At 44.8% G+C, this 19,308-nt stretch carries 17 protein-coding genes and 2 tRNA genes; 10 read left to right on the forward strand and 9 right to left on the reverse strand.

The features are described 5' to 3' along the window. Window positions 1-37: 37 nt before the first annotated feature. The 3 genes from uvrA to tenA all read right to left on the reverse strand — a co-directional run bounded on the left by uvrA (window position 38) and on the right by tenA (window position 4,313). Window positions 38-2,869, reverse strand: coding sequence for an excinuclease ABC subunit UvrA (uvrA, locus tag ACIG3F_RS05640; protein ID WP_396469552.1), 2,832 nt, complete (start codon window positions 2,867-2,869; stop codon window positions 38-40). 181 nt (window positions 2,870-3,050) lie between these two features. Next, the gene (locus tag ACIG3F_RS05645; protein ID WP_396469553.1) at window positions 3,051-3,419 is read right to left on the reverse strand and encodes a hypothetical protein; all 369 of its coding nucleotides are present in this window, start codon (window positions 3,417-3,419) and stop codon (window positions 3,051-3,053) included. A gap of 222 nt (window positions 3,420-3,641) precedes the next feature. Continuing rightward, window positions 3,642-4,313, reverse strand: coding sequence for a thiaminase II (gene tenA, locus ACIG3F_RS05650; protein ID WP_044111376.1), 672 nt, complete (start codon window positions 4,311-4,313; stop codon window positions 3,642-3,644). Window positions 4,314-4,535: 222 nt separating this feature from the next. On the opposite strand from tenA, the gene ACIG3F_RS05655 reads away from it, so the two are divergent. The 4 genes from ACIG3F_RS05655 to ahpC all read left to right on the forward strand — a co-directional run bounded on the left by ACIG3F_RS05655 (window position 4,536) and on the right by ahpC (window position 8,655). Beyond that, window positions 4,536-5,624, forward strand: coding sequence for a DUF475 domain-containing protein (locus tag ACIG3F_RS05655; RefSeq protein ID WP_004647275.1), 1,089 nt, complete (start codon window positions 4,536-4,538; stop codon window positions 5,622-5,624). A gap of 152 nt (window positions 5,625-5,776) precedes the next feature. Next, entirely contained in the window at window positions 5,777-7,141 is a 1,365-nt protein-coding gene (locus ACIG3F_RS05660; RefSeq protein WP_180038233.1) for an MFS transporter, read from the forward strand. A gap of 51 nt (window positions 7,142-7,192) precedes the next feature. Next, window positions 7,193-7,780 (forward strand): single-stranded DNA-binding protein, encoded by a 588-nt coding sequence (gene ssb / locus ACIG3F_RS05665; RefSeq protein ID WP_004281391.1) that lies wholly within the window; start codon window positions 7,193-7,195, stop codon window positions 7,778-7,780. Between the two features lie 311 nt (window positions 7,781-8,091). Then, window positions 8,092-8,655 (forward strand): alkyl hydroperoxide reductase subunit C, encoded by a 564-nt coding sequence (gene ahpC / locus ACIG3F_RS05670; RefSeq protein WP_253138570.1) that lies wholly within the window; start codon window positions 8,092-8,094, stop codon window positions 8,653-8,655. A 331-nt stretch (window positions 8,656-8,986) separates the two neighbouring features. Here the strand turns inward: ahpC and ACIG3F_RS05675 are convergent, their stop codons facing one another. Then, window positions 8,987-9,244 carry a hypothetical protein gene (locus ACIG3F_RS05675; RefSeq protein WP_153566911.1) on the reverse strand — a complete coding sequence of 86 codons (258 nt, stop codon included), beginning with the start codon at window positions 9,242-9,244 and terminating at the stop codon, window positions 8,987-8,989. 32 nt (window positions 9,245-9,276) lie between these two features. Between ACIG3F_RS05675 and ACIG3F_RS05680 the strand changes: the two genes are divergently transcribed. Then, a complete protein-coding gene (locus tag ACIG3F_RS05680; protein ID WP_396469554.1) occupies window positions 9,277-10,584 on the forward strand; it encodes an FAD-dependent oxidoreductase in 1,308 nt (435 codons plus the stop codon). A 3-nt stretch (window positions 10,585-10,587) separates the two neighbouring features. Further along, on the forward strand, window positions 10,588-11,436 hold the full coding sequence (locus ACIG3F_RS05685) for an SAM-dependent methyltransferase (RefSeq protein ID WP_396469555.1): 849 nt from the start codon (window positions 10,588-10,590) through the stop codon (window positions 11,434-11,436). 76 nt (window positions 11,437-11,512) lie between these two features. Here the strand turns inward: ACIG3F_RS05685 and ACIG3F_RS05690 are convergent. The 3 genes from ACIG3F_RS05690 to ACIG3F_RS05700 all read right to left on the reverse strand — a co-directional run bounded on the left by ACIG3F_RS05690 (window position 11,513) and on the right by ACIG3F_RS05700 (window position 12,572). Then, window positions 11,513-11,588: transfer RNA gene (locus ACIG3F_RS05690), tRNA-Thr, on the reverse strand. A 204-nt stretch (window positions 11,589-11,792) separates the two neighbouring features. Further along, window positions 11,793-12,020, reverse strand: a complete 228-nt coding sequence (locus ACIG3F_RS05695; protein ID WP_004647282.1) for a hypothetical protein — start codon at window positions 12,018-12,020, stop codon at window positions 11,793-11,795. A 461-nt stretch (window positions 12,021-12,481) separates the two neighbouring features. After that, window positions 12,482-12,572: transfer RNA gene (locus ACIG3F_RS05700), tRNA-Ser, on the reverse strand. Between the two features lie 121 nt (window positions 12,573-12,693). Between ACIG3F_RS05700 and ACIG3F_RS05705 the strand changes: the two genes are divergently transcribed. Beyond that, window positions 12,694-14,574, forward strand: coding sequence for a potassium transporter Kup (locus ACIG3F_RS05705; RefSeq protein WP_396469556.1), 1,881 nt, complete (start codon window positions 12,694-12,696; stop codon window positions 14,572-14,574). 76 nt (window positions 14,575-14,650) lie between these two features. Here the strand turns inward: ACIG3F_RS05705 and ACIG3F_RS05710 are convergent, their stop codons facing one another. Beyond that, window positions 14,651-15,304: a hypothetical protein gene (locus tag ACIG3F_RS05710; RefSeq protein WP_396469557.1), complete on the reverse strand. Its 654-nt coding sequence runs from the start codon at window positions 15,302-15,304 to the stop codon at window positions 14,651-14,653. A 264-nt stretch (window positions 15,305-15,568) separates the two neighbouring features. Here ACIG3F_RS05710 and ACIG3F_RS05715 point away from each other — a divergent pair, with 264 nt between their 5' ends. Then, window positions 15,569-16,651, forward strand: a complete 1,083-nt coding sequence (locus ACIG3F_RS05715) for a DNA/RNA non-specific endonuclease (protein ID WP_396469558.1) — start codon at window positions 15,569-15,571, stop codon at window positions 16,649-16,651. A 78-nt stretch (window positions 16,652-16,729) separates the two neighbouring features. Next, window positions 16,730-16,975, forward strand: coding sequence for a hypothetical protein (locus ACIG3F_RS05720; RefSeq protein WP_005105385.1), 246 nt, complete (start codon window positions 16,730-16,732; stop codon window positions 16,973-16,975). A 276-nt stretch (window positions 16,976-17,251) separates the two neighbouring features. Here the strand turns inward: ACIG3F_RS05720 and ACIG3F_RS05725 are convergent, their stop codons facing one another. Beyond that, the gene (locus ACIG3F_RS05725; RefSeq protein WP_396469559.1) at window positions 17,252-18,262 is read right to left on the reverse strand and encodes an AraC family transcriptional regulator ligand-binding domain-containing protein; all 1,011 of its coding nucleotides are present in this window, start codon (window positions 18,260-18,262) and stop codon (window positions 17,252-17,254) included. 108 nt (window positions 18,263-18,370) lie between these two features. Here ACIG3F_RS05725 and ACIG3F_RS05730 point away from each other — a divergent pair, with 108 nt between their 5' ends. Next, window positions 18,371-19,027 (forward strand): hypothetical protein, encoded by a 657-nt coding sequence (locus ACIG3F_RS05730; protein ID WP_396469560.1) that lies wholly within the window; start codon window positions 18,371-18,373, stop codon window positions 19,025-19,027. Window positions 19,028-19,308 lie beyond the last annotated feature (281 nt).

Raw genomic sequence — 19,308 nt, forward strand, 5'->3', positions numbered from 1 at the left:
CCTTTTTCAAAGGAGGGTTGGGGAGGATTTAAAAAAATCACTTCAACAACGGCTTCAAAAATTTACCAGTATGTGAAGCTTTGACTTTCACGACCTGTTCAGGCGTACCTTCCGCAACAATCATACCACCACCCGAACCACCTTCAGGGCCTAAATCCACCACCCAGTCGGCAGTTTTAATTACGTCCAGATTATGCTCAATCACCACGATGGTATTACCCTTGTCACGGAGCTGATGCAGGATATCCAGCAGTTTGGCAATATCATGGAAATGTAGACCCGTGGTCGGTTCATCCAGAATATATAGGGTTTGACCAGTATCGCGTTTGGCCAGTTCACGTGCCAGTTTGACACGCTGTGCTTCACCACCAGAAAGAGTGGTCGCAGACTGACCCAGACGTATATAGCCCAAACCGACCTGATGTAATGTTTCCAGACGACGGTGAATCACCGGAATCGCATCGAAGAAATGCATGGCATCTTCAACGGTCATCTGCAAGACATCGGAAATATTCTTGCCCTTATAGTTTACTTCCAGCGTTTCACGATTATAGCGTTTGCCATGACAGGCATCACATGGCACATACATATCCGGTAGGAAGTGCATCGCTACCTTGATCATGCCGTCACCTTCACAGGCTTCACAGCGGCCACCTTTCACGTTAAACGAGAAACGACCGGCAGCATAACCGCGTGCCTTGGCTTCCTGAGTTTGGGAAAACAGCTCACGAATCGGGGTGAATAGACCGGTATAAGTCGCCGGATTGGAACGTGGGGTACGGCCGATCGGACTCTGGTCAATATCCACGACTTTGTCGAGGAACTGCAAACCATCAATCGATTCAAACTTTTCCGAAGTTAAAGTGGTGGCACCATTGAGCTGGGTCGCCGCCAAAGGTAACAAGGTACGGTTGATCAAGGTCGATTTACCCGAACCGGACACCCCGGTAACACAGGTCATAATACCTAAAGGAATGGTCAGATCGACTTTTTTCAGGTTATGCCCGGATGCCCCCATCAGCTTGATCTGTTCTTCAGGCTTAGGCGCTTGAATCCGTTTTTTCGGGACTTCGATTTTTAATTTTCCGGATAAATATTTTCCGGTCAGCGAGTTAGGATTGGCCAGAATTTCATCATAAGTCCCTTCGGCAATCACATGCCCGCCATGTACACCGGCACCCGGACCGATATCAATAATATGGTCAGCGGCACGAATCGCATCTTCATCATGCTCGACCACCAAGACAGTATTGCCTAGGTCACGCAGACGGATCAAGGTCTGTAACAGACGGTCGTTATCACGCTGATGCAGACCAATTGATGGCTCATCCAGCACATACATGACGCCCATCAAGCCAGCACCGATCTGTGAGGCCAGACGAATTCGCTGCGCTTCACCACCAGACAAAGTTTCGGCAGAACGCGACAGGCTGAGATAATTCAGGCCGACCGAAACCAGAAAGTGCAGACGTTCACGGATTTCCTTGAAAATCTTGTCGGCGATTTCACCCCGTGCACCTTCCAAATGAATACCCTGATAATAGCTTTCAGCATCGCCGATCGACATGCGGGTAATGTCAGCAATGGTCTTGTCCAGAATTTTCACATTACGCGAAATTTCATTCAGACGTGAACCATCACAGGCATCACAGGCAGCATTGGATAAATACTGCGCCAGATCATCACGCACATAATTACTTTCAGTTTCACGATAACGGCGTTCCAGATGCGGCAAAATCCCTTCAAAAGGAATGACCCGATTATGACGTCGGCCACGTTCATCGATATAACTTAGATCAATTTTTTCTTTGCCAGTGCCGTACAGAAATTTTTTCTTGGTGTCAGCATCCAGTTCATTCCATGGAGTTTCCAGAGAAAAACCAAAATGCTCGGCGACTTTCTGGATCATGCTGTAATAGTAAGGACGCTGACGGTCCCAGCCACGAATCGCGCCTTGACTGACACTGACTTCAGGATTGGGAATCAGTTTGTCGGCACTGAAATGGCTGCGGGTCCCCAGACCATCACAGACCGGACAGGCGCCAAAAGGGTTGTTGAACGAAAATAAACGCGGTTCCAGTTCAGCCACCGCGCGGTCACATTGCGGGCAGGAGTGCTTGGCTGAAAATACGCGATCGTTATGCTCGCCCTTCATCCAGGATAAAATCGCAATATCACCACCAAGACGCAGCGCCGTTTCAAAACTTTCGGCAATACGGTTGCCCAGATCATCACGCACTTTAAAACGATCGACTACCACTTCAATGGTATGTTTTTTCTTTTTGTCCAGTTCTGGTGGCGGATCAATTTCCATGATCTCGCCATCGACGCGGGCGCGGACGAAACCCTGGCTTTGTAGCTGTTCAAACAGCGCCGTATATTCACCTTTACGTTCACGCACCACCGGTGCTAATAGTAAAAGAGCAGTGCCTTCTTCTAATGCTTTGACTGCATCGACCATTTCAGTAACCGTTTGTGCCACCATCGGCAGATCATGTTCAGGACAGAACGGTGTACCGACACGCGCATACAGCAGGCGTAAATAGTCATAAATTTCGGTAATGGTACCCACGGTCGAACGCGGGTTATGACTGGTAGATTTCTGTTCGATGGCAATCGCTGGACTCAAGCCTTCAATAGAATCCACTTCCGGTTTTTCCATCTGGGAGAGGAACTGGCGGGCATAGGCAGACAGCGATTCCACATAACGGCGCTGACCTTCGGCATATAAGGTATCAAAGGCAAGCGAGGACTTTCCTGAACCAGACAGTCCCGTAATCACCACAAACTTGTCGCGTGGTATATCAAGGTTCACATTTTTCAGGTTATGGGTACGTGCGCCTCGAATACGGATGTGGCTTTGGCTCATGCAAGGATCCTAGAATATTCATCAAAAACCCTTATATGATACCGGATGAAAAATGTTCAAGTGCAAATAAAAGTATTTTAAACGTCAAGTTATGTCGGTGATTGGTCAATTCATCACAACATTAAGAAACACAACAGCAGATCATTTAAATATTCACAATGATCATGTACAAGGCCAATACCTAATAAGCCATTACATAATGGCGTTCAAAGATAGACTCGATCTCTTCAAAGCAGCGTTCACGTGACACATCATGATGCAGACGTGCATAAAAATTGACTTCATTTTCCAGAATGTGCAGAAAGTCCTCATAGTCTTTTTGGAAAAAATCCAGGTCGAGCAAATCGTTACGTCGCGCCTGATGACAGCGATACTTTTCAATAAATTTCAGCAGATGTTTCTGGATATGCGTGTTGGTATGGTAAATCAGATAAGTCGCTGCCGAGCTACAATCTGGACAGCCTTGTTCCAAATAGATTTCTTCATTATTGAGCCAGCAACATTGCAGGGTAAAAAATGCCCGAATCGCTTCGGTGCCTAAAGTGTGCATATCATCTGCCTCTTTCCGGGATTGATTTTATTAATTGATAATTATTCTCAATTATTGTTCGGCAATTTGGGGCTTATAGCTAGGTCTAGCGTACCGGCCAGTTCTATCCTTGTTTTTTTCAGACTAAGCCGTTTTTATGATCGGTTTATGACAGTAGAAATTTTTTGATCAGCTATAACCAAAAAGCCCTATCTTAAACAGGGCTTTTTTTATTCGTCCGTCTTATTCATCCAGACCAGGCCACTGGCGTTGCTCAAAGGCACTGTCCCAGAACAACCATTCCAGACGGGCCGCATGCGTATAAGCTGCATGCATTTTTTCTAGTGTATCGGCATCAACACGCGCCGCAACACGGTCAACGGTCGCAATCACATTCCGCACCGCAGTGTGGAATTCTTCTCCTGAATAGGTATCCACCCAAGCCTGATACGGATTATTCGGCGCAGAGTTGTCGACAATATCTTTGCCAACTTCGGCATAAATCCAGAAACAAGGCAGCAACGAGGCCAGCACCACCGGGTAGCTTTCTGACCAGGCGGTCGAAGTCAGATAAGAGGTATAGTGATGACACGCCAGAGTCAGCGGGGTATTTTCAAACTGCTCTTTGCTAATGCCAAAATCTTGCATAAAGCCATCATGCAGGCTACGTTCCACCACAATCGCTATTTTGGCTGCCTCGGCAAACTGGATCACATCGTCCGCTTCAAAAGCCTTGGCGGCACATACGGCCAGTGCACGGCCATAGGCCAGTAAATAATGCGCATCCTGAATCACATAATGACTAAAGGCTTCACGGCTTAAAGTACCTTGCGCCAGTTGCTGATTAAAGGGCAGGGCCAGGGTCTTCTGATAAAGTCCGAGATTACGTTGCCATACCTCTTGTGAAAAACTCATGCTGAAAATCCTTCGCAGTTCAAGTTAAACCATGCGGCACTATAGCAAAGATCGGGCTGTTTAAAAGATCGGCAAATTTTAAAAACAGAAAATAAGATAAAACAGCTCAGGAAGTGCTTTGGTTTATGCGCTAAAAGTTTCATAATTAGCTTAACTTTTCCTATTCGTATTGCTGCTCTCTCGCAGCCATACATTCATTTAATTTATCCAAGGTCGTTGTGTATGTTGAAACATTTTGGTTTCTCGATTGCATTTTCGATCGTGTGTCTTGGTTTATCTGCGTATTGGGGTTATACCCATGGTCCGGACGCAGGCCTGCAAACCATGCTCACAGCGCTGACCATTACTGCTATTTTAGCGATTATGGAAGTGTCGTTGTCCTTTGATAACGCGGTTGTTAATGCCTCAGTCCTACGGGGTTGGGATCATTTCTGGAAAATGCTGTTCCTGACAGTCGGTATTCTGATTGCAGTTTTTGGGATGCGCCTGATCTTCCCGGTGGTCATTGTTGCAGTGACTGCAGACCTGGGCTTTATGGAAGTGGTACGTCTGGCCCTGAATGATCCGAAAGAATATTCAGCACGTTTAATGGCACATCATCCTGAAATTGCTGCTTTTGGTGGTGCTTTCCTGTTGATGGTATTCCTGAACTTCTTCCTGGATGAAGAAAAAGATACGCACTGGTTTAGACGCGTAGAACGCCGTCTGTCCAATCTGGCCAATGTGCCGGCGATGTCGGTATTTATCGCACTGGTGGCTTTGTTAATCATGGCAGCCAATGTCGATGAAGCCAAGCGTCTGGCAGTGACTATGGCCGGAATCTGGGGCATCGTGATTTATATCGGTGTGCAGGTCCTGAGCCATATGCTCGGTGGTGAACCGGAAGTCGATGAAGAAGGCAATGCCATTCGTCATGATGAAAATGGCGTACCGACGGGTGTAGTGAAAGCCGGTATTGGTGGTTTCCTCTATCTAGAAGTCCTGGATGCCTCGTTCAGTTTTGATGGCGTGATCGGTGCCTTTGCGATTACCTCAGACGTGGTCATCATCATGCTGGGTCTGGCAATTGGTGCGATCTTTGTCCGTTCAATGACGATTTATCTGGTTGAGCAGGGCACATTGGATGCCTATATTTACCTGGAACATGGTGCGCATTATGCCATCGGTGCACTGGCCTTTATCATGATTGCCAGCGGAACCGGTCTGCATGTACCAGAAGTGGTGACCGGTCTGATCGGTGTAGCCTTTATTGTCTGGGCAGTATTCGCCTCGATTCAATACAAAAAACGTCAGGCGGCTTTAGACAAATAAAGCGCTGTTCCTGAACAAAAAGCGTAGCTCCGGCTGCGCTTTTTGTTTTTAGATCGACATCATCTTTATTTCAAATAAAATTCATGTCTTATTAATGAGCTGAATGTCCTATAATCTGGGCTCCAGATTAATTAACCCAATCGCCATAATTTATGATGAATGCTTTAGAACGTCGTTCAACCTTTGCCCTGAGCAGTATTTTTGCACTGCGCATGTTGGGGTTGTTTATGATTATCCCGGTGTTTTCTGTGGCAGGGCAGGCATATCAATATGCAACACCTGCACTGATCGGTTTGGCGGTCGGGATCTACGGTCTGACTCAGGCCTTATTGCAGATTCCATTCAGCCTGATTGCGGATCGTTATAGCCGTAAGCCACTGGTGGTTTTGGGACTGCTATTATTTGCGCTGGGTGGTGCGATTGCAGCCATGTCGGACACTATCTATGGCGTGATTATCGGCCGAGCGATCGCCGGTGGTGGTGCGGTATCCGCTGTGGTGATGGCACTACTGGCAGACGTTACCCGTGAAGAAAACCGGATGAAAGCCATGGCGATGATGGGCATGAGTATCGGCCTGTCTTTTGTGGTGGCCTTTAGTCTGGGGCCTTGGCTGACGGGTCTGGTGGGCATCTCGGGATTATTCTGGGTCACCACGGTGATGGGCCTGGCGGCGATTGCCATGCTGTTGATGGTGCCGAAAGTCACGCGGCATCATAAAAACTTTCAGCAGGGCTATCTGGCACAGTTGAAACAGGTAATCAAAATCGGAGATCTGAATCGTCTGCATGTGTCGGTTTTTACCCTGCATTTATTGCTCACCGCGATGTTTATCTATGTACCTTCGCAGCTGATCGAATTTGCTGATCTGCCACTGTCCAGTCATGGCTGGGTATATTTGCCGCTGTTGGTGCTGAGCCTGTTTTTTGCTTTTCCAAGTATTATCCTGGCAGAAAAATACCACAAAATGCGCGCGATTTTTCTGGTGGCCATTACTGGCATTATTCTGGGCCTAATGGTGATGGCATTTGGTTTTGAATCCAAATATGTCTTGCTGATTGGTCTAGGGCTGTTCTTTATTGCTTTTAATGTGATGGAAGCCTTGTTGCCGTCCTGGTTGTCGAAAGCGGCACCGATCCAGTCCAAAGCCACCGCAATGGGCGTAAATGCCAGCAGCCAGTTTTTAGGGGCGTTCTTTGGCGGTATGATTGGCGGACAATTATTACTGCTGAACAATACCTCGATGGGCTGGAGTATCCTGACAGGGATTGCGATAATCTGGCTGCTGATGAGTTTTGGCCTGGCACAGCCACGCTATCTGTCATCGCTGGTGTTGCGTTTGCCGGAAAGCAGACAAACTGACGAATGGACTTCTCAGCTTTTGGCGATTCGTGGTATTGAAGAGGTCGTGGTGATGTCTGAACAGCAAGTTGCCTATGTAAAAGTCGATAAACAGCAGATTGATGATGCTTCGCGACAACAATTAACGCACTTGTTGGGTAAAGAGGTAGCCATTTAAGCATAACTCTTATAAAGTAAAATACAGAAATATATAGGAAGTAAACGGCAAATGCGTGGTGTAAATAAAGTTATTTTAGTGGGTACTTTGGGTAAAGATCCGGAAACCAAAACTTTTGCAAATGGTGGCTCTCTCACTCAATTCTCGATCGCAACCAGCGATTCGTGGACAGATAAAAGTACCGGTGAACGTAAAGAACAAACGGAATGGCACCGTATCGTGTTGCATAACCGTTTAGGTGAAATTGCACAGCAATATCTTCGTAAAGGCTCAAAAGTATATATTGAAGGTTCATTACGTACCCGTCAGTGGACTGACCAGAATGGTCAGGAGCGCTATACGACGGAAATTCGTGGTGAACAAATGCAGATGTTAGACTCTAGCCGTCCTCAAAATGATCAGGGCGAGAGCAGCTTTAACCAGCCACGCTTTAATAACAATAATCAGGCGAACAACAACCAGGGTGGTTATGGCAATAACCCGCAATCAGGTTATGGTTCAGCGCCACAGCAAGGCGGTTTTAACAACAATCAGGGCGGCGGTTATGGCAACAATAACCCGAGTGGTTTTGCGCCGAAATCTGCACCTGCTCCAACAGCAGCGCCTGCAGCAGATCTAGATGATGACTTACCATTTTGATTTATCAGAACGGTAAATTATCATTAAAACCCACCTGAATACGGTGGGTTTTTTATATCCTCGAGATTTATATTAAGTTTGAATAAAGCCCCACTTATTAAAAGAATCATAAATCTTAAAACATCAGGTTGCTTTTGATGGGGACAACTCTGCATCGAGAAAATAAATAAGATAATAAATACTGATAGAAATTTATGATCTAAAAAAGCGATCATTTTTATAAAAACTTGCGGTTTTACCTATTTTAAAATTTTTCGTATTCTAGCTTCACAAGATAAGCAATCCCAGAAATAAGCCAGAGGAAATATCTCATGAGTTTAATCAATACTGAAATCAAACCATTCAATGCAACTGCTTACCACAATGGTCAGTTCATCGAAGTTTCTGAGCAAGACCTGAAAGGTAAATGGTCAGTGGTGTTTTTCTATCCTGCAGATTTTACCTTTGTTTGTCCAACTGAATTAGGCGATCTTGCTGATCAGTATGCTGAATTCCAGAAAATGGGTGTAGAAATTTATGGCGTGTCTACCGATACTCATTTCACCCATAAAGCTTGGCATGATACCTCTGAGGTGATTGGTAAAATCCAGTATCCATTGATTGGTGATCCAACCTGGACTTTGTCTAAAAACTTCGAAGTATTGATTGAAGCTGAAGGTCTGGCAGATCGTGGTACTTTCGTGATTGATCCAGAAGGTAAAATCCAGATCATTGAAATCAACGCGGGTGGTATTGGCCGTGATGCCCAAGAGCTTCTTCGTAAAGTGAAAGCTGCACAATATGTACATGCGCACCCAGGTGAAGTTTGTCCAGCAAAATGGAAAGAAGGCGAGGCTACACTAGCGCCGTCAATCGACCTGGTGGGTAAAATCTAATTCGAACCTAGTTCTTTGAAGCGAAAAATCCAGCATAAGTTGCTGGATTTTTTATTTTTTTAGTTTAGAGATTTATGAATTCTAGACAAAAAAATCATGCCATTTGATTTCTATTTGAGAACAACATGAGGATTGAGGAATTGCACTCTATGCTTTTTAAGCGGCTTATGAGAGGCAATAAAGTAAGCTCAATACCATGCTGCATGATCAACCAGGCCTGAAAACAAAGAAGCCTCTGCTTTCGCAGAGGCTTTTATTTTATAAGGCGCTGTAGTTTCTTGTCGTTTTAAACAATTTTCGCATAAACGCATCTGAATGGAACCGGATGAATTTATGGTTTTCTTATGCTGCGAATCATAGGTATTTTAAAAGTTTTTGTCAACCAAGGATTATAAAAATGGTTAATTAAATTATTTGTTTTTAAAGTAATTTTTTTATCTTTTAAATAAAAATATAAATAAAATCCTATATTTGATGGAATTTTAACTGCTGCAAAAAAATGAATAAAAAGCAGGTGAAATTGAACAAAAAGGCCTTTACGAAAAACATATATTCTGGAAGATTTTAATAACCTGTTTGATTGGCGCATGGTACATAATTTCTGTAGTTTTTCAATGACGGATGATCAGTTTGGATATCGCAGTAATTGGTAGTGGCATGGCCGGACTGGCTACAGCCAGAATTCTCCAAGACGCAGGGCATCACATCACGATTTTTGAAGCACTTCCAGGTCGCGGCATGGACAGTCATAGCCTTGAATTTGAAGGGGGCCTGATTGACGCACCTTTACGTGTGATGAATCCCTATCTGTGGAAAAACACCCTGAGTCTGGCCACGCATCTGGGCATTAAAACCTATCCGGTACGGACCTATATGGCCTGCAGCTGGTTATTTGAAGATAAAACTGAAACCTGGCTGACCACATCGCGTAGCCGTATTGGCAATATCCCGATCATCAATAACCGTAAAGGCCTGCAGCAGTATGGCTGGCGTCTGGTCAAAGGCCTGTTGCAGTTAAAAGTTGCATTAACCAAATTCTTTAAATCGAAAAATCAGGACATCAGCCTGGCAGAATTTATCAATCGTAACGAGATTGAAGAAGTGTTCTGGCATGGTGCGGTGATGCCGGTGCTATATACCATCTGTACCTGCAATCCGAAAACCATTGGTGAATGGCCAGCTAAACCGCTATTGATTTTCCTGCGCCAACTGACCGATGGCGATGCTTTACTGCGTCTGCAAGGCGGTACCCCGGCGCTGGTCGACAAGCTGATTGAAGGCATTCAGATTGAAGACGGTTCAGCAATTACACTGGTACAAGAGCAGGGCGATCAGGTCAAAGTTGAAAATGCGGCCGGTTATTCAAAACTGTTTGACCGGGTGATTGTCGCGACACCGACCACCAAAATTGAGGAGTTCCTGGATCCGGTACAGTTTGCCAGTGAAATTGAATTATTGAAGAAATTCAAATTTGAACAGGGCGAACTGGTGATTCATACCGATGCCAGCGTGATGCCGCCAAAACGTAAAGACTGGGCCGTACTCAGCTATATGATGGACCGTAAATTTACCCGTCAGCAATTTACCGTGTGGCTTAACTCGATTGAGCCTTCTCTGGTCGGCAAGTCGGCCGTATTTCAGACCTGGCGTCCGGTGACCGACATTGATCCGAAAAAAGTGATCAAATCAGTAATGCTGACACGTGCAGTCGTCGATGCCAACACCGTAGCACTGAATAAAGAATTGCAGCAACGTCATCTGGAGGCCAACCGTAAGGTCTTTTTCTGCGGTTCATGGTCATGTGACGGTTTGCCAATTCTGGAATCGGCAGTGACTTCAGCGATGAAGATTGCAGAAATTTTCGGTGCGCCTTTACCATTCCAGGGTTTAAAACCTGTGGTCGAGGTTGCGCCGCAACTGGGTTATTAATCCATGCAATGGCTTCAGGCAATTCGTCAGCGTCTTCCCCAGCACAAGTATGCGATTGATGCCGCTGTGTTGGGTGATCGTGCGCAATTGCCCTGGAGCAATTTAGGTTATTGGCAGGCCGGCCAGCAGGATTATGCGGCTGCCTGTCGTATGCTGGCCGATCACCTTGCGCAAACTGTAAGTTTAAATTCAAACGATAAACTGCTGGATTTAGGCTGCGGTCAGGGCGCCAGCTTGCTGCACTGGCAGCAACATTATCAGGTGCAATATCTGGCTGGGGTTGAGCTGCAGGCTGCTTGTGTAACCAATATTCAGCAGCATCTGCCAGAACTAAATGCCATTTATCAGGCATCATTTTTGCGTTTAAAAGAATTGCCGTTTTCCCAGCATTTTGACGTGGTGTTGTGCCTAGATGCAGCCTATCACAGCCCTGTACCTGTATTCTTGGAGCAGGTTCGCAGTGTTTTAAATTCAAATGCGCGGATTGGTTTTCATCATCTGGTGTTGTCCGAGCGCTGGGAAAATTTAAATGCATTACAACGGCGTAAATATCAGTTTTTATTGAAATCTGCCGATGTGAATTTAAAAGACTTAATGACAGTGGGGGCGCTGTATGCCTGTCTGGATCGTTTTGAATTTAAAAATATCCAGATTCAGGATCCGTCTGAACCGGTATTTTCCGGCTTTGCGGATTATGTGCAAAAAACTTTGAATTCGAAACCATTAAATAATCAGGCTCAAGGCTCAAAACTGGATCATTTTAAAATTCAGATGACGGCGAAACTGTGCCGTAAATTATATCAGGAAGGGATCGTCAGATATGTGCAAGTAACGGCACAATCGAAGCACTAGAAAGTGCAAGAAGACTCAGCTGAAAATACCAAAACCCAGAAACATCAAAGCCTCACTAAAAAGCGAGGCTAAGATATGGTGCCGGCACACGGATTCGAACTGTGGACCTACTGATTACAAGTCAGTTGCTCTACCAACTGAGCTATGCCGGCATGGTGGAGTGCATTTTACAGATTTTTTTTGGTCACGCAAGCCAAAAAATAACCGGTTAAGCTGTTTCGGCAGGATTTGTTTATTTTGACCGGATGGATGAAAAGTTCTGTTTTTGGCTATGCGCAAAGAAGTTGCCCATATGTGAAGATATGGGCGAGGGTGAAAGCATAGGATTTACTATGGATATGAGTCGGTTATAAGGTTTATCTGTTTTTTAGGATGCGATCTAATTCTTGTGCACATTCCTCTAAAGTAAAGGCCATATCAAACTGCATTTGAGGTTTGAGTTCTTGAGCGAGGCTTCTCCACTGTTCGATAAGTCTCAAGGCTTTTTGAATTTTATGTTTATTGATGTCCTTGGCAATGGTCGGGGTATAACCGCCACGTTTTGCATTTTTAATCTGTTTGGCATAGTTTGCGCTGTTATTCATGTTCGCTCTCCGAATAGCAGTGTATCTATTTTTTAACTTCAAATTTGAATGGCCCGGTTCACTTGGTTATTTCTTTCTATCCTGTGGTTTTTATTCTCCTTTTAGATGATTTACCAGCAACATAACATAGCTTTGATGACAATAAAATTAAGCTATTTCTGTGCCAGTTTTTTGTTTGAACACATAAATAAAAACCTGAAATGAATGGCGTACAGAAACTGCACAATTCATTAGTTTTTCTGGTTGATGAAAAATGAAAATTTTTAAAAATAGAATTGAGCGTAAGTGGTGTGTTGCAAAAGATTTTTATGAACGGGGATTGATATTAATTCAATGCTTTTGCCTAAGGCGATGGATAATAATATTTTATAAAGTAGGCAGATGATTTTTTTTGCTAATCAGACGATGGATAAAATTAAATATAAAAAAACCCGAATCGTGTGATTCGGGTTTTTAAATTCTGGCGGTGAGAGAGGGATTCGAACCCTCGAAACGCTATAAACGTTTACACACTTTCCAGGCGTGCTCCTTCAGCCACTCGGACACCTCACCATAGGCCGAGGATAATAGCGAAAAAAACCAGCTGTGCCAAGCTGAAACAATTGATTTGCAGAAAAACTTTTAATGCGGTGCTATGATTCGCAAAAATGCTTGTTAAAAACGAAGACAATATATGCAAAGCACTGCACAAAAGGCAGCTCTCCCGGTGATTACACTGGCTGCGCTTGGGGTCGTTTTCGGAGATATTGGTACCAGTCCGCTCTATGCACTGCGCCAATGCTTCCTCACCGCACACCTCGCCATTAGCGAAGCTTCTGTACTCGGCATCCTGTCCCTGATTTTCTGGTGCATGATGCTTACCATCAGCTTTAAATACGTCATGGTGATTATGCGTGCCGATAACAACGGCGAAGGCGGGATCATGTCACTGCTGGCATTAAACCTGCGTACCACACGAATCTCTGATCAAAAGAAAATATTCCTGATTGCTTTGGGCTTTGTCGGTGCATCACTATTTTTTGGTGACGGGATTATTACTCCGGCAATCTCCGTGCTCTCAGCCATTGAAGGCCTGAGTATTGCGACACCCATTTTCAATCAATGGCTAGTGCCTTTATCCATCGGAATTCTGGCCGGACTGTTTATGGTGCAGCGACACGGCACAGCCACCATGGGCAAGTTCTTTGGGCCTTTAACCATGCTCTGGTTTTTGTCCATTGGCGGTTTTGGTTTATGGAGCATTATCCAGACCCCGTTTGTACTCTGGATGGTGAATCCCTATTGGGCCTATCATTTTGTGGTCGATCAGCCCTATGTGGCTTTTCTGACCATGGGGGCGGTAATTCTGACCATGACCGGTGGTGAAGCGATTTATGCCGATATGGGGCATTTTGGCCGCCTACCGATTCGGCTGGCCTGGTTCATTATTGTCTTGCCCTGTTTATTATTGAATTATGCCGGGCAAGGCGCCTTGTTACTGCGTAGTCCTGAAGCACTGGCGAATCCTTTCTATATGCTGCTGCCAGACTGGGCTTTGTTCCCGATGATTGGACTGGCGACTGCGGCGGCGGTGATTGCCTCACAGGCGGTCATTACTGGCGTATTTTCTATGGTCAATCAGGCCATTCAACTGCGTTATTTACCGCGCCTGTCAGTCAAGCATACCTCTGCATTGGAACGCGGCCAGATTTATCTGCCTTTCATTAACTGGATGCTGTTTATCTCGGTGCTGATCCTGATTTTACTGTTTGAAAATAGTGCCAATCTGGCCAGTGCTTATGGCGTTGCGGTGACCATGACCATGCTCTGTGGCACCATTTTGATCTCGATTCTGGCTTATGGATTCTGGCGTTGGCCGGTCTGGAAAGTAGCTTTATTTGCTGTGCCATTCCTGGCACTGGATTTAGTCTTTGTGGCCTCAACGTCCTTGAAAATTGCTTCGGGTGGCTGGGTGCCGATTCTGATTGGCGCGGTACTGTTTACGATTCTCATGACCTGGAAAGATGGGCGTGCGTTGGTACTGAAACGGCTGGAACAGGATGCCTTGCCGATTGATCTGTTTATTAAAAGTATTTCGATGGGGGAAGGCACCAAGTTTGTGCCAGGCGATGCCATTTTCCTGACCGGTACACCAAATATTGTTCCGCATGCCATGTTGCATAATATTAAGCACAATAAGGTCTTGCATGAACGCAATATCATGCTGACAGTGATTACCCGGGATATTCCTTTTGTTGACAGGCAGGAGCGGATTGAACTGGAAAAACTGAGTGAACATTTTTACCGGGTGTTTATCTATTATGGTTTTAAGGATCAGCCGAATATTCCGGAAGCTTTACAGCAGGCCTATGAGCAATGGGATTTTGAATATGACCTGATGCAGATCAGTTTCTTTATTTCACGTGAACGGATTATGCATACTGTGGGTGAGGGTATGGCACCGTGGCGGGAAAAGCTGTTTATTTCTATGCAACGCAATACCAGTCCGGTCAGTGATTTCTATCAGATTCCACCCAACCGTGTGGTCGAGCTGGGCACCCAGATTCAGATGTAAATAAAATAAAAAAGCATAAAAAAACCAGAGGTACACTCTGGTTTTTTTATGGGAGAAATAATAAATGAGCTTCAGATTATTGCTCAAGTTCTACCGCAGCTGCTGGCATTTCAGGTGCAGCATTCAAAGATTCTTCCATCAGCACTGGCTCTGCATCAGATTGAGCCGCAATTTCAGTTTGTTCATTACTGACGTCTGCTTCAGTCACAGCCGCTTGTTGTTCTTCAGGCATCGGTTGTTCTGAGGCAATAGCTGCTTGTTGCTGCTCTTCAGGCATTGCTGGGACAGCTGCTTGTTGTTCTTCCAGTGCTGGTTGTGGTTGAGGCGTCGTCATAGACGTGCTGGCTTCTACTTCTGATTCAGTGGCTGGTTCAACCAGATTGGCCGGCACCTCTGATTCATTCATGCCTGCTTCTGTGACAGGCGGTTGAGGAGAAACTGTGCCTGAATTTGGTGTCTGAGTCATCGCTGGATCGTTGGGCATCGGCGCCTGTGTATTTGGCATGGCTGGCTGTGGAGCTGCTGCACGCGGATCGACCAGACGGATCTGACCAGAGTTCACCAAGCTTTCTAAAGAGGCTTCCTGACCATTCACCTTGGTACTAATTTTAGCTTTAGACAAGCTTTCAAGTGTTTCACCTGGTTGAACTGGTGGCTCGGCAAATGCAGCTACGCTGATCACACTTGTGAATAATCCTAAACCTAATGCTTTAGAGAGTTTGGAATTCATGATTGACACCATTGCTAATAATTGTACAAATTGAGATAGGCCGTTAGCTTTACACACTCAATCCACTGGTCCAAATAAAGCTACGCAAACACCGAGAAACCTCATTTAAAAAGAAATAAAATTAGACAGTTTGTTACAACTAGCCGGGGTTTTAGATACTTATTGTTTATTTAGTAAACGAATGGTAGAGCCAAGATATACTTCACTTATACAGCTTGTTAAGCTCGGTCAAAATCTGTATTGATCTAAAAAGTACGTGTAATAATGGCCAAGAAGCAGCGTAAATCCAAGAACTCTTTTTTTCAGTTTTTAAATAATCATAGTATTAAAGTTATTTTGGGCGTGGTGGCTTCGAGCAGCTTCGCCATCGCTTTTGGCCAGGAAAAAATCAGTCAGTGGGTGTCACTTTCCTCTTCCAGCGATTCTGCCTGTCTGAACCAGTTTTATCGTGATGTACCGCCATATTTGATAAAAGACAGCCTGAAAAAAGACAGTTATTCACTGTGTTTTAATGGCTTTAATGTCGGTTATTCCGGGGTATCCAAAACACCGCTTTGGGTCGCAGAAGCCTTAACGCCAGCACGCTTAAGCCAGAAAATTCCCCGTGAAGATAATTTTCATGAAGAAGATCGAGTCAGTGCGAAGCATCGTGCCACATTGGCGGATTATCGTGGTTCAGGTTATGACCGCGGTCATATGGCACCGAATGCGGATATGCCTAACAAGGCTGCGCAGTCTGACAGTTTTTCATTGGCCAATATGGTGCCGCAAGCACCCAAGAATAATCAGCAGGTCTGGCGTGAGCTGGAAGAGGCCACCCGTGCCATTGTGACCAAGCAGAAACAGGATGTCTATGTGGTGACCGGGCCGATCTTTGCCGGGAAGAAGCTGAAAACCATTGGCAATGGCGTGATTGTGCCAACTGCGGTCTATAAGGCAGTTTATATGCCGAAAACCGGTGCTATTGGTGCTTACTATGCACCGAATGACAATTCACTGAAAGTGCGTATTGTCAGTGTCTGCTATCTGGAAGAACAGCTTGGAATTAACCTGTTCCCGCAGCTTACCGAAGAACAGAAACGCAATACCTATAAGCTGCCACTGACTGGAAATGCCGTAAAAGCCAACCAGAAAATTGAATACTCTAATTGGGATGCAGAAAGTCAGTGTGCCGAAGAGGTTTCTGAAGAAAACCTGCAGGCATTACAACGCGAGTTTAAGTCTTCCGGTTCAAGCAGTTCGGCCTCCTCTGCGACTGGCGGTGCGATAGACAATGCAACGCAAGATGCCATTGTGAAACAGCTGATTGATGCCTTGTTGCAATATATTTTGCACCTGTTGAAATAAGCTTGCTGAAAAAACCGGGATTCGGGTAGCATCGACATCAGACGTTCATTGAAAATAACAAAGACAGGTGAAGAGGATATGTTTAAAGCATTTGAAAATGGCAGCGAATCCCATGCCATTCATGATCTGACTTTGGAAAATGATCTGGACTGCGTCAGCCTGTATGGCAACTTGCAAATCACCAAGGATCAGCAGGGACTGAAAGTGGCCAAAGCCTTGCAGGCTTTTCTGAATGATGTGGTACAACAACTGGAAAACACGCAGGACTTGCCAGAAAAAATTCAGCGTGATGATCTGGATGAAATTGAAAATCCATTTTTATAAGCATTTTTAAGCGCGATGATCTGCATGCTCCATGTGAAACATGCAGAAAAATGGTATTTGGAAATCCTGGCTTTTTAGAGGGTTTTTATTAAAAAGCCTAATTTTCTGCTCCCACAATATCTCCAAACACTAGCAAGAACGTGCCGAGCAATTCGGGAAGATATCTACCCATATTTTAATTCCTTATTTTTCTATCTATCATCAGGTCATAGAAGAAAGGGATTTAAATCATCAATGCTGCTTGAAGCCTGTATATCAAACCAACATGCTGGTGGTTTAAGCAGCTGACATATTCTGTTGGCGCCACTGCTGCGGCGTCAGTTGAGTCCACTGCTTAAAGGCACGCTGAAACGCGCTCTGTTCGGAATAACCGAGTAACATGGCGGTTTCCTGCAAACTCAAGTGCGGATCTTTCAGATATTGCATAGCCATCATGCAGCGGATTTCCTGCATACGTTGCTGATAGGTTTTGTCCTGTTTTTGCAAATGGCGTTGTAACTGACGCACGGAAAAATTCATCTGTTCGGCAATATGCTCGATCTGGAATAGGTTTTTTTGTAGGCCAATCAGAATCGCCTGTTGCAGCTGCTGATCCACCAGAGTGGAATGCGGGAACTTTTCTAGCAATGCTTTGGCCTGTTGCATCAGCAGTTTCTGCAAGGTCTGGTCGCCCTGTTTCAGCGGTCTGGACAGTTCACTGACATGCATCAATACCTGATTTCTGGCTTGAGAAAAGCGGACTTTACAGCCGAAATACTGCTCATAGAGTACAATATTTTTAGGCATTGCATGCTGGAAATGCACTTCATATAACTGAACCACGTGCGGGTTCTGAACATTGGCTTTCATGAATTGCGTCATTAGCGCAATTGCGATTTCATCGGTTAATTGAGTACTTAGATGAAACGGGACTTCGGCCCAGCCAATTGACAGATAATCGCCTTGCCATTGCAGCTGAAGTGGGCCGCCATCATAAATCAGACGATGATAATCATGATAGCGCATAAAGGCTTCACCCAAGGTCTCACTTGAGAGTGCCAGATAGCCAATAATACCGAGGTGTTTAGCTTCAACCAGTTGGGCGATTTCCAAGCCTAAAGCCGGTCGTTGCAGCTGTTGATCAAGTGTCGTTAATAGATCACGCCACAAGGCGAAATCAAAGCGTTCCAGATTTTGAATGGCCAATAATTTCTCAGGGACTTCAAGCTGTTTCAACTGATAATAGTCCAAAAGTAAATGTCCTAAACCACCGTATACTGAACCTACGTAGTTTTTTAGAACCAGCATTTTTAATTCTTTTATTTTGTCGTATTTTGTCAATCATATTGAATATTTTGGTCAATATCTAGTCTTTTATTTAGCCTATATTAAAAATAGACCAAGAGGTAAAAGATTATGTGGAAAGGTTTTCTGGCAGGACTTGTCGTCGCAAATGGATTTGAATGGTTTGCACATAAATATGTATTGCATGGTGTTCACCGGCCGGGACAGAGCCGTTATAGTCCGGTACCCGAGAGTATGCGTTCACACTGGGAGCATCACCGGATTGTGCGAAAAACGGAATTTTCCGATTTCGGCTATGTAGAAGGACTCGACAACTGGCGTACCCGCAATGAAATTGCCTCACTGGCAATCGTCGCGACCGTTTTTGGACTCAGTTTTTATCCTTTCTCCAAAGGCATGTCACTGGCTGCCCTATATAGTGCAGGCAACTATTATTATTTACATCGCCGTGCTCATCTGGAACCGGAATGGGCCAAAAAGAAATTGCCCTGGCATTATGATCATCATATGAATAGCAATCAGGATGCCAACTGGTGCGTCACCAAGCCCTGGTTTGACTATCTGCTCGGTACCCGGGTGATTTCCTCGGCAGATTTGCAGGAACAGAATCCTTTAGGTTTGAGCTTGCCTGCACCGATCTCGAAAAAACTCAACCGCTGGGCAGAACAATATTTTCCGGTTAAATCGGCAGATGCTTCCTCTAAAATGACAAAAAATACTGCAAAAAATACGGTAATGAAGCAGTTAAATACGCAGGTTATGGAGTAAAATAGGGCTTTGTCGTGATTTGTCAATAAAATACGATTGTATTGTCAATATTGTCCTGTGGATTTCACTTATATTTGCTCCTGTCGGTGAGCAAAGCCTCATACTGATAATGTTTCTGGGTGTAATGAGTTATTTTGAATACCAAGTGCTGTAGTCTTATCTTGGTTTTATAAGGAGTCGAAAGACCACTGCTGTCCCATAGTTTGCTTTAAATAAAAAAACCTGAGTCCTAACAGTTAAAATATGAGTGCAAACAAACACTTTAACGACCAGGATTCAGG

Origin of the sequence: Acinetobacter sp. NPDC052428, assembly GCF_044547685.1 — a bacterium.
Classification (GTDB): domain Bacteria; phylum Pseudomonadota; class Gammaproteobacteria; order Pseudomonadales; family Moraxellaceae; genus Acinetobacter; species Acinetobacter lwoffii_G.

Excerpts from the sequence above, each read along its gene's own strand:
- uvrA (WP_396469552.1), bottom strand. The coding sequence starts at position 2,869 with ATGAGCCAAAGCCACATCCGTATTCGAGGCGCACGTACCCATAACCTG.
- ACIG3F_RS05645 (WP_396469553.1), bottom strand. The coding sequence starts at position 3,419 with ATGCACACTTTAGGCACCGAAGCGATTCGGGCATTTTTTACCCTGCAA.
- tenA (WP_044111376.1), bottom strand. The coding sequence starts at position 4,313 with ATGAGTTTTTCACAAGAGGTATGGCAACGTAATCTCGGACTTTATCAG.
- ACIG3F_RS05655 (WP_004647275.1), top strand. The coding sequence starts at position 4,536 with ATGTTGAAACATTTTGGTTTCTCGATTGCATTTTCGATCGTGTGTCTT.
- ACIG3F_RS05660 (WP_180038233.1), top strand. The coding sequence starts at position 5,777 with ATGATGAATGCTTTAGAACGTCGTTCAACCTTTGCCCTGAGCAGTATT.
- ssb (WP_004281391.1), top strand. The coding sequence starts at position 7,193 with ATGCGTGGTGTAAATAAAGTTATTTTAGTGGGTACTTTGGGTAAAGAT.
- ahpC (WP_253138570.1), top strand. The coding sequence starts at position 8,092 with ATGAGTTTAATCAATACTGAAATCAAACCATTCAATGCAACTGCTTAC.
- ACIG3F_RS05675 (WP_153566911.1), bottom strand. The coding sequence starts at position 9,244 with ATGCGCCAATCAAACAGGTTATTAAAATCTTCCAGAATATATGTTTTT.
- ACIG3F_RS05680 (WP_396469554.1), top strand. The coding sequence starts at position 9,277 with ATGATCAGTTTGGATATCGCAGTAATTGGTAGTGGCATGGCCGGACTG.
- ACIG3F_RS05685 (WP_396469555.1), top strand. The coding sequence starts at position 10,588 with ATGCAATGGCTTCAGGCAATTCGTCAGCGTCTTCCCCAGCACAAGTAT.
- ACIG3F_RS05695 (WP_004647282.1), bottom strand. The coding sequence starts at position 12,020 with ATGAATAACAGCGCAAACTATGCCAAACAGATTAAAAATGCAAAACGT.
- ACIG3F_RS05705 (WP_396469556.1), top strand. The coding sequence starts at position 12,694 with ATGCAAAGCACTGCACAAAAGGCAGCTCTCCCGGTGATTACACTGGCT.
- ACIG3F_RS05710 (WP_396469557.1), bottom strand. The coding sequence starts at position 15,304 with ATGAATTCCAAACTCTCTAAAGCATTAGGTTTAGGATTATTCACAAGT.
- ACIG3F_RS05715 (WP_396469558.1), top strand. The coding sequence starts at position 15,569 with ATGGCCAAGAAGCAGCGTAAATCCAAGAACTCTTTTTTTCAGTTTTTA.
- ACIG3F_RS05720 (WP_005105385.1), top strand. The coding sequence starts at position 16,730 with ATGTTTAAAGCATTTGAAAATGGCAGCGAATCCCATGCCATTCATGAT.
- ACIG3F_RS05725 (WP_396469559.1), bottom strand. The coding sequence starts at position 18,262 with ATGCTGGTTCTAAAAAACTACGTAGGTTCAGTATACGGTGGTTTAGGA.
- ACIG3F_RS05730 (WP_396469560.1), top strand. The coding sequence starts at position 18,371 with ATGTGGAAAGGTTTTCTGGCAGGACTTGTCGTCGCAAATGGATTTGAA.